The sequence below is a fragment of the Acidisoma cellulosilyticum genome, assembly GCF_020621385.1.
Taxonomy (GTDB): Bacteria; Pseudomonadota; Alphaproteobacteria; order Acetobacterales; family Acetobacteraceae; genus Acidisoma; species Acidisoma cellulosilyticum.
The window spans coordinates 1-9,126 of the sequence record NZ_JAESVA010000028.1; the positions used below are offsets into that span (position 1 = coordinate 1).

The 9,126-nt window shown below is 55.2% G+C and carries 8 protein-coding genes and 2 pseudogenes; 1 reads left to right on the forward strand and 9 read right to left on the reverse strand.

The window, feature by feature from the left end; genetic code table 11:
• Positions 1–60: 60 nt before the first annotated feature.
• From ACELLULO517_RS28170 to clpS, 6 genes and pseudogenes are all read right to left on the reverse strand, one after another.
• Positions 61–306: a hypothetical protein gene (locus ACELLULO517_RS28170; RefSeq protein ID WP_227310842.1), complete on the reverse strand. Its 246-nt coding sequence runs from the start codon at positions 304–306 to the stop codon at positions 61–63.
• A 110-nt stretch (positions 307–416) separates the two neighbouring features.
• Positions 417–1,988, reverse strand: coding sequence for a chloride channel protein (locus tag ACELLULO517_RS28175; protein ID WP_227310841.1), 1,572 nt, complete (start codon positions 1,986–1,988; stop codon positions 417–419).
• Positions 1,989–2,084: 96 nt separating this feature from the next.
• The gene (locus tag ACELLULO517_RS28180) at positions 2,085–2,483 is read right to left on the reverse strand and encodes a DDE-type integrase/transposase/recombinase (RefSeq protein WP_319796459.1); all 399 of its coding nucleotides are present in this window, start codon (positions 2,481–2,483) and stop codon (positions 2,085–2,087) included.
• Complete coding sequence (locus ACELLULO517_RS28185; RefSeq protein ID WP_227310836.1) at positions 2,468–2,782, reverse strand: hypothetical protein; 315 nt, start codon at positions 2,780–2,782, stop codon at positions 2,468–2,470. The genes ACELLULO517_RS28180 and ACELLULO517_RS28185 overlap by 16 nt, the downstream gene beginning before the upstream one ends.
• A 131-nt stretch (positions 2,783–2,913) precedes the next feature.
• A pseudogene (locus ACELLULO517_RS28190) lies at positions 2,914–3,178 on the reverse strand (transposase); the annotation flags it as partial.
• Between the two features lie 70 nt (positions 3,179–3,248).
• Entirely contained in the window at positions 3,249–3,557 is a 309-nt protein-coding gene (gene clpS / locus ACELLULO517_RS28195; protein WP_227310837.1) for an ATP-dependent Clp protease adapter ClpS, read from the reverse strand.
• A 136-nt stretch (positions 3,558–3,693) separates the two neighbouring features.
• On the opposite strand from clpS, the pseudogene ACELLULO517_RS28200 reads away from it, so the two are divergent.
• Positions 3,694–4,107, forward strand: a pseudogene (locus ACELLULO517_RS28200) (integrase core domain-containing protein); the annotation flags it as partial.
• A gap of 681 nt (positions 4,108–4,788) precedes the next feature.
• Here ACELLULO517_RS28200 and ACELLULO517_RS28205 read toward each other — a convergent pair.
• The 3 genes from ACELLULO517_RS28205 to ACELLULO517_RS28215 all read right to left on the reverse strand — a co-directional run.
• A complete protein-coding gene (locus tag ACELLULO517_RS28205; protein WP_227310838.1) occupies positions 4,789–6,339 on the reverse strand; it encodes a Hint domain-containing protein in 1,551 nt (516 codons plus the stop codon).
• A gap of 1,872 nt (positions 6,340–8,211) precedes the next feature.
• Positions 8,212–8,376 (reverse strand): hypothetical protein, encoded by a 165-nt coding sequence (locus ACELLULO517_RS29220; RefSeq protein WP_264481710.1) that lies wholly within the window; start codon positions 8,374–8,376, stop codon positions 8,212–8,214.
• 109 nt (positions 8,377–8,485) lie between these two features.
• On the reverse strand, positions 8,486–9,126 hold a 641-nt coding region (locus ACELLULO517_RS28215; protein ID WP_227310840.1), incomplete at its 5' end, for an RNA polymerase factor sigma-32.

The window sequence follows — 9,126 nt, forward strand, 5'->3', positions numbered from 1 at the left end:
GCCGTCGCAACACGGTATGACAAACGAGACGACAACTTCCTCGCCTCTGTTCAGCTCGCCTCAATCCGCATCTGGCTGCGTCATAATGAGTCGGTGACCTAGATAACTCCCAGAGTCAATCACGATGAGGGAGGATCGATCGAAATCGTCCAGAAACTCCAGCTCCTCGAACATCACCTCAATCCGGGCTTCCGCGTAAAGTGCCTCGTCAAATTCCGGAAGAAAATCCGGCTGAAGATCAACAGGGCCCATTCTGATGGCGTACACGCGGTGCGGCGCACCGGCGATTTTGGCTTCTCCGGTCAAAAGTATCGTAGGATCCTCTGGAGGACCCTCCTCAAGAAGCTCTGAGGGCCAACTCAGTGGGGGGCAGTGAACCGGCATAATCTCGGGAATCCTTTCATCCCTGCGGCGCATCAGCCAGGATAAATCTTGACGCTCTTTGCCACGGCGTCTGCAACGTGTTCTTTTGTGATTACACCGACGACACGTTGTGAATTTTGGCCGGTCACTCGGCTCACGACGATGGCGATCATGGCGCGCATTCTCGACATCGTATTGATCACGTCAAAGGCGACGTCACATTCTCCGACAATTGTGAAATTCTTCTGGATGAGAGCATCTAGTCGAACATCCGTTGTCGCCGCATTGAACATCTGAAGAAGATCCGCGTCGACAAGCAGTCCGCTGACAATCATGCCATTCTGCGTGATCACGACGTGCCGAGAGCCACCTTGAGCGGCAGCTAGCTTAGTGTACTCTGCGAAAGATGTGCCGCCATCCAATACTAAGAAATCACGCTCCATGATGTCGGCAGCGCTATGGACCAAAAACATATTGGCATGAAGGGCTTTCGGGATGGGGTGACCCCTCCGAACGAGTTTGAGCGTATAGATGTTCTCATGAGAGACCATTCTCCTCACAGCAAGCGCCACAGCCACTGCGAGGATCATCGGGAGAACGATGTTATAATCGCGGGTCATCTCGAAGATCATCGTGACGGCTGTCATGGCCGCTCCGGTGCCACCGCCAACCATCGCGCCCATACCAACCATCGCGAATGCCGGCAGGCTGACTGGAGCGCCTGGGAAGAGCATTGTCACGATAGACGCGAACGCGGCCCCCAGTGTTGCACCCATGTAAAGCGACGGTGAAAACACGCCACCCGAAGACCCAGATCCAAGACTTACCGAGGTCGCCAGCAACTTGCAGACAAAAAGCACTAATAGGAAAGGGGCAGCGGGCAGCTGATTATGCAAAATAGCTTGAATTGTCGAGTAGCCAACGCCCTCAATGTAGTAGTGCCCCGCCGCCACCCAAAGGACATACATCATGATGCCAACGATGAGCATTCCAATGGCGTGGCGTAAGTAACGGCCAGAAATCTCGTCGAAGCCGCTCTCAAGGTAGTGCAGCCCTCGAACAAAACCAGCCGCAGCCAATCCAACGATACCACCAAGCATGGCATAGAGTATGGGCGTGAGCACACTGCTGGGCTCGTTTGGGATCGCCGCTAAATTAAACGGCACGTCGAAGGCGGGCTGTGTTCCAAAGAAAAGGCGCCCAATAAATGTTGCTGTGCCTGTGGCTCTTGCCACCGGCAGGAACGTGTTGACGCTTATTTCGGGCAGCATGAGTTCCGTTGCGAAGAGGACACCACCGATCGGCGTATTAAATGTCGCCGCGATGCCCGCGCCCGCCCCCGCCCCAACAAGCGTTATGCGCTGGCCTGCCTGCATGTGAATGATTTGGCCAAGTGTGGAGCCTAAAGCCGACCCAATTTGTATGATCGGCCCCTCCCGGCCGACGGCGCTTCCACTCCCAATGGCAAGCGCTGACGCAATTGACTTCACGAGGGCGACCACAGGTCGGATAACACCGCCCTTGTAGTAAATCGCGTCCATCACCTCGGGAACCCCGTGGCCCTTGGCTTCCGGCGCAAAATTGGAGACAATCCACGTCACGCCGATCCCGCCAAGCACAGGCACCAAACCAGCGGTCCCCACGGGCTCGCTGGTGTGAAAAGGGGCACTGGTGCAAATTGGGAGGTTAGTTGAAAGGGGCAACTATGTGGTCGCAGTCGCTCAAGCTGACAGCACTGCATTCCAGATAGCGGGCGTGGTTGCGCCTTCGATGTGCAATTTTCCGAGGTTGAATTGTCTTTTGTATATGCGGCGCATCAATTCAATTCCGGCAAGTGTAATCGCGGCTGTCTTGAAGCGTTTGAAGCCGAGCATCGGCCCTGTCCGGGCCTTCACCCCACGATGATCCTGCTCGATCAAATTGTTCAAATATTTGGATGACCGCAGCTTCGTGCCGGCCGGCAATAAGCCATCCTCCTTCATCTCACGCACGGCCCGGTGGGAGGCCGGATATCCGTCCAACGTGATCGTCCGCGGCGCAGATCCTTGGCGTCTGGTCGCTTTGCTGATGAACGCTTTGGCAGCAGCCACATCGCGCCGGCGGCTCAGGCGGAAATCCACGGTTTGGCCAGACCTATCAACCCCCCGATAAAGATACACCCAGTCTCCCTGATCTTGATATAGGTCTCATCAACCCGCCACGATTGCCCCGACGGAATGGCAAAGCGTTGCCAGCGCCGTTCGAATTCAGGTGTATAGCGATGCACCCATCGCATGATGGTGGTGTGCACCATCGGTAGGCCACGTTCCTCCATCATCTCTACCAAATCGCGGAAACTGAGCTTGAAGCGCAGATACCACCGTATACAGAGGAGGATGATCTCACGACCAAAATGACGGCCTGAAAACAAACGATCCAAGACCAGCATCCGTATCCAACCATTATCCCCCGGAACTACCACACCGACAGAATTTTGCACCAGAGCCCTCAGCGGCTACGCGATCCTGCATAAACAGAGGAAGCATGTGTTGCTTGGCCGACCGCAACGACGGCGCCATCCCGATCTTCGATCGCTGGTAATGTGCACAATCAATCCAACGAAGTAACCAGAAGTATCGGCGACGATGTGCCGCTTACGGCCCTTGATTTTCTTCCCCGCATCGAAGCCGCGAAGACCGCCGCTCTCGGTGGTCTTGACCGATTGGCTATGGATGACGCCAGCGGTCGGACCGACCTGCCGTACAACCTCCTTCCACGACGCCATTACGAGGGCATCGCTGATCAACCCCCAATGCCATTCTCGAACCCAGGCATATCAGTGAGCGACGACTGTGGTCCGCCACAGCATTAGTCCAAATGCGAGAGCCCTGCCAGCACTCAGAGTTTCACTCTTCGGGCTCAGAAGTAAATAAAAGCGGGAAGCCATTTCTGCGCGCAGCGTCGGTAGCGCTGATGACCTTGGCTTCGGCCACGTCCTTTGTGAAGACGGCAACGACACAGGCTCCCCTTTGATGAGCTGTGCTCATTACTTTGGTGGCTTGTTCGTCGGCCAGTCTGAACTCAGCCCGCAGAACATTGACCACAAATTCCCGTGGTGTGTAATCGTCATTCACCAGGATTGCCTTATACAGCCGAGGCCGCCCGGGCTTCAGGTCATTTTGAAGACCGTCGTCGAGAATTGTTTCGTTCTTCATTGCACTTCCGCCGCACTGTGGATTTCGACTGAGAGCGCTCTATCATAAATCTGGAGGTAAAATCTCGCGAATCGTATGTGCGAGACGTAGCTCTTGATCAGCACCAATGCGTGGCTCGCCCCTGCCCGTCTGCGGAGGGCTGGATCAGGCCTCTATCCGCCAAAGACCACGGCTTCTCTCGGACAATGGCCCGAGTTACGTGGCTGAGGACCTGGCGAAATGGCTGGACAGAAACGGTATGGATCATATCCGTGGCGTTCCCTGTCATCCGCAAACGCAAGGCAAGATCGAGCGCTGGCATCAGACGCTGAAAAGGCGCCTGCTTCTCGAGCACCACTATTTACACAGCAAACTCGCAAGTCAGATCGAGACTTTTATCGATCATTGCAACCATCACCGCTATCACGAAAGCCTTGACAATCTCACACCGGTCGACGTCTACACCGGGTGCGGCACAACCATGCTACGCGAGCGCCAACGCATCAGACGGCGAACCATCCAAAATCGACGCTTTATCCACACCAAAGCGCCGCCTAAACATGTACCCTGATGAACCAGATCCCCCCTTAATCATAACACCCCAAAGTCCAGAACCTTTCGACGACGGACACTGGAGGCCACCGCATCAACAGGGTCTCGCAGCGGCAGAGCCAAGGGCAGGAGTTAGCCTTCATCAGCCAGAACGGGACAGTGAACTTGGACGAGCCGAAGTGGGTGGGTAGTGATGTTAACAAATCAGGCTGATGGCAATCACGGCTGGTGCCCAAACGTACCGGCTCGTCCTCGATTCGTGTGAAAGTCGGTGCGTTTCCATCAATGAGTCGTGCTTTTGGCAAATTGAATATAACGCGCGAGAAACGCTCTGCTCCCGTATGCGGAGCGGGGACGTTTTACAGACTAACATGTAGCCCTGTGGGCATAGTAAAACGATCTATGTGTCAGCCTGGTCGAGCTTCTCATGCACGTTGCTGGCGCCAAATTTCTCAGTCCCGCAAGATTTCGGGCCAGTTGCCGGCCCGTCACACTCGTTGAGGAAGAGCCCGTTACATAAAATAAATAGTTAGAATCGAGATGATTCTCATAGATTCGCGCAGCACAACTCCAGTTCCACAGAGCGCATCAAGCTGCAGTAGGATGTCGTTGATTGCAGCAGAGGGCAGCATGTCGCGAGGAATGCCATGGCTTGCCACATGAAGATCCTCAAAGAGATAGGAAGATTAGCCGCGTCAAGCTACGCTGCCGTCCGATCTTTTCCGGCAAGTTCTCTTGAATGAATGTCAAGCTGTTCGCGTAAGTGATGTGGTATCTGACGGTAAGATTGAGCCCGAGGGACATTCATTTCCGCTATCGGTGCGGCGTTTGGATACAGTGCCTTGTGTTCAGCCCAATTGTCGAACCCCAGACGGTCGACGTTGTCGACGAACGATTCGGCCGGAATACCTTCGGCGAGCAGGAGGGCATGGTGGGTAAGTTCAATATGGTAATAAGTAAAGCACTCCGGCGGCCGGGCAAGACGCATTATGGTAGCGTTGTTAACCAAGGCGCCGGCTTGGATCAGGATATCGTTAAGCAGGATCGCGTGGTCCGGCGAGAGAAACAGGTCGCGCGACGGCAGATTTCCTCCGAGCGCACCGGCCATAATCCGAATTGGGCTGACCTTTATTGGATCTGCGATACGGTGGCCGCCATGGCCATCGCGGCCATGAGCATACAGTGTGCGGCGACCGATCCAGCGTATGGGGCAGACAGCGCCATCCGCTGTGATGATGAGGTCGCCGATTTGCAATGTTTCGATAGGTTGTTCGCCGGCAATCGTTGCTATTGCGGTTCCGGAAAGAAAGCAGTTGGGCTCTGCCGTGAAGGAATATAACTGGTTGCTGCTGGATTCGGCAATGCCCAGAATTTCGCCAGCATCATTGATGGAGGTTATCTCAGTAAGGGGATCGTCATCGACAGCCACCGTCGTGTATGTTCCATTATTGTCCACGAAGCCAAGCTGACGTCCGGATGCGTCTGTATAAGTGCCGACGATTGTGCCACTATCGTTTATTGCAGTGGCAAGTATGTCCTGAGCGCCGACGGGACCACCTAGCTGGGCGAAGACGCCGTTGCTGTAGGTATAGCTGAAGGTATTGCCGGAGGCGTCAGTATATTGGCCGACGACCTCTTCGGTTGCGTTGACGGCAACTGCAACGGAATTGACCCCGAGAGGGTCACTGATGTCGAGAAGGCGGGTGCCGTCATAAAGGAAGGCTCGTGTAACGGCCTGTTCGTTCTCCATATCTCCTACGATCACGCCGGAGGCGTTCACGGCGTGCGGTATGGTTTGGTAAGTGTTCAGAAAACTGGGCAGGGTCGTGTAGACGCCATTCATGTAACTGTATGCAGTGAAGCCAGCTTCGGACTCCGCATAACCGACCAGCTCGCCGGAAGAATTGGCGGCCAGCACGCCCGACGTAACTGCGTTGGGAGGGGCGATAATCGTGTAGGCACCATTTTGGTAGATAAAGCCGATATTTTGGATGCCAGCGTCGTTTGGGATCTCGTATAAGCCGGCGACAGCGCCATCATTGAGTATTGCGACAGTCTGAACTTCTGTACCGCCATCGGGCGCCGGAGGAAGGGACATATAGCCGTCCGCCGGCGACCAGATGAAGGAAAGGACCGTCTGCTGGCCAGCTGGGATATAGAGCCCTGTTACCACGCCGAAGGCGTTAATGCCTGATACTTCCGTTGCAGATGCACCAGGATAGGTAATTTCGGTCAATGCGTAGCTGGACACCAGCGCGTTCCCATTCCCTAATTTGATTAGACTACCCTGCTAGCTCAGACGGAATCAATCTCCAAAGTATTAAGTCTTTAGATTGGCTGAATACGGTTTGGGCCGCGATCCTTCTCACCAAGTGAGTATTTTTTATAAAGAAAAGCGCGGTTTCATGAGTTGCGAACACGGTCTCGGAGGGTCGAACTCCGATTGTACCGGTGGCGAGGCTTCCGGCGGGAAACTCGTCCATCTCGGTTTACGGTACGCATCATTTTTTTGCCGTAGGAAGAGACCTACTCGGGTCCGGAGACCACTACTAGACTCAGCCGACTTGCCCATGCATAGCCTAGCTGGCTTATCGCTTGAAAATGGCCGGTTGCAGGGAAAAATCGACTGTCGGTCGTGCTGGAGGCTCGTCTAAGTCGCAATCCATTCTGTCCGGGCTTCGTATTCTCGTTGCCGAAGATGAACCGCCCGTTCGCATGCTGTTGCAGGACTATCTTGAGGATGCCGGCCGCAAGGTCATTGGTCCTTATGCCACGCTAGCCGACACCAGCGCAGCGACACAGGAAGCGCACGTCGATGCGGGTGCAACTGCGCCAGCGCATATTGCCCGTCCCGCGCGAGTTCGAGCCCCGCCGGCACCACGTCGATCAGTGGTTCGAAGACAGAGAGTGGGCACCCTTCCCCCGGCACGCGCGCGAGCCATTGGCTGATCCGGGCGATCGCGTTGGTCACCCTCTAGACGGGAGGCGGTGGCGCCCGGTAGGGCACCTTCATCTTTCGGCAACACGATGAGTGTCAGGCAGGCCCGCAGCAAGCCGGTAATAACGCGGCAGGGTCAGGGCTGTCGCGATGACCAGCCAGTCGCACCGTGGCCCAAGCGGCATTGCACGCGGCCCTTGTGCAGCGCTGCCTGATCTCGGCCGACAAGCGCGGCGTTCAAAGCGTTCGCGAGCGCCGTGATGTTGAGCCCCCCTTCAGGCACAAAAAAGTAGACTTCTGGGACCTTGCCTTTCGGCATCCGTCGCCCAATTCATGCGCGTCGAAGCTGATCACATGGAGCCGACGCGGCGACCGCAGGGCTATTTGACTGTCATGATCACGGATCAATGGCGGGACGACACGCTGTATGACCTCGTGGCCAAGGAGATCGAGGCAGCAGAAAGAGGCTGTGCATGAGCGCTTACATTATAAACTCTCCCGGTCGCGGCAGGGTCGACAAAGACAAGGATGTCTTGCTTCATTGCCTTGGTGACATCCTTGTCGGATTAACGATCGAGCCGGTGATCGAACAAAGGAGCAATAATCGGTCGGGGAGGTGTTCAGACTCTTCGACCAACATTTGGGAGAAGAGGGCTTAGAGCTAAGTTTCCGTGATCAAGCCGGTCTGGCGCAGTCAGGTGCCTGGCAGTGGAGAACCGCAAGTTGAAAATGGCCAAAAAGAAATTGGTAGCTTATTTCACATTAGGCCAATACTTCACAAAGAAAAAGCCCAGTCAATTTTGTGACCAGGCTTTCATCAAGGGATAGAAAACTTTAGTTAGATGCCCCGGTCAGCGTAGACTTGTTCTGCTTTGACAGACCGCCAGCCTTCTTACCGCTAGCAGTCGACATTCCACCACCAGATGTGCCGCTGGTTGGTTTTTTGCTTACGCTGGACGAACCGACGCGAGCCCCGGCGACAGCGGCGCTTTTGGTTTGAACCGCATTATCTGAATCTGCCCAAACGCTGACAATCGGTGCCATTGCGATTGCCGCCGCCAGTACGGTCATTGGGATATACCTCATCTCACTCTCCTTACTGTGCCGCGAACTACGGCTCTGGTAAGAGATAATGTGCGCCTGAAAAGCACTTTGTAGACTACCTTAGATCACATTCCCTAATGATCACGCAGGCGTCACACGTATCCAAGCAGTAATAGAACAATCAAGATGATGATTATCGCGCCGATGCCGCCGCCTGCATAAGGTCCACGCCGAGCCACCTCGGCCATAGCCATAGCCACCGCCGGCCAAAAGCAAAATAATGACAACGATCAAAAGCAAGGTCATGAGTGCGTCCTCCTGATGATAAGCTGCGGAGAATCACGGGCAGCGCAACGGCTACAAAAAGACCCGGCCATTGGACCGGGTCTTTTGATGAAGAAGAGATTGATGACTTTTAGCTCACAAAGCTTCCGACGCCGACATGCTGCGTAATCCGCTGACGGCGATCGGCGATCTGCGTCTTCATCGACTTCTGCAGCTTCTCGAAGGCGCGCACCTCGATCTGGCGGATACGCTCACGGGAAATATTATAGCGCTGCGATAGATCTTCCAACGTTGTCGCATCATCTTTCAGGCGACGTTCAATGAGGATGTGTCGCTCACGGTCATTCAGCACCTGCATCGCATTGGCGAGGAGCGCCTTGCGATCCGTCAGCTCCTCATGCTCGCCAAGCGCAACCTCCTGGCTATCGCTGTCATCGACCAGCCAATCCTGCCACTCGCCCTCACCATCGGCGCGAACCGGCGCATTCAGGCTGTTATCCCCGGAGGACAAGCGGCGGTTCATGTTCACCACGTCCTGTTCCGGCACATCAAGAACGCGCGCGATTTCAGAGACTTGCTCAGCCCGCAGATCACCGTCCTCGATGGCTTGCATTTGGCCCTTCAGCCGACGCAGGTTGAAGAACAGCTTCTTCTGGGCAGAGGTCGTGCCCATCTTTACTAGCGACCAGTTATGAAGAATATGTTCCTGAATCGCTGCACGGATCCACCACATCGCATAGGTGGACAGACGGAAGCCCTTGTCCGGGTCAA

Coding starts and splice junctions, on each gene's coding strand:
- clpS (WP_227310837.1), bottom strand. CDS start 3,557: ATGAAGAACGAAACAATTCTCGACGACGGTCTTCAAAATGACCTGAAG.
- ACELLULO517_RS29220 (WP_264481710.1), bottom strand. CDS start 8,376: ATGACCTTGCTTTTGATCGTTGTCATTATTTTGCTTTTGGCCGGCGGT.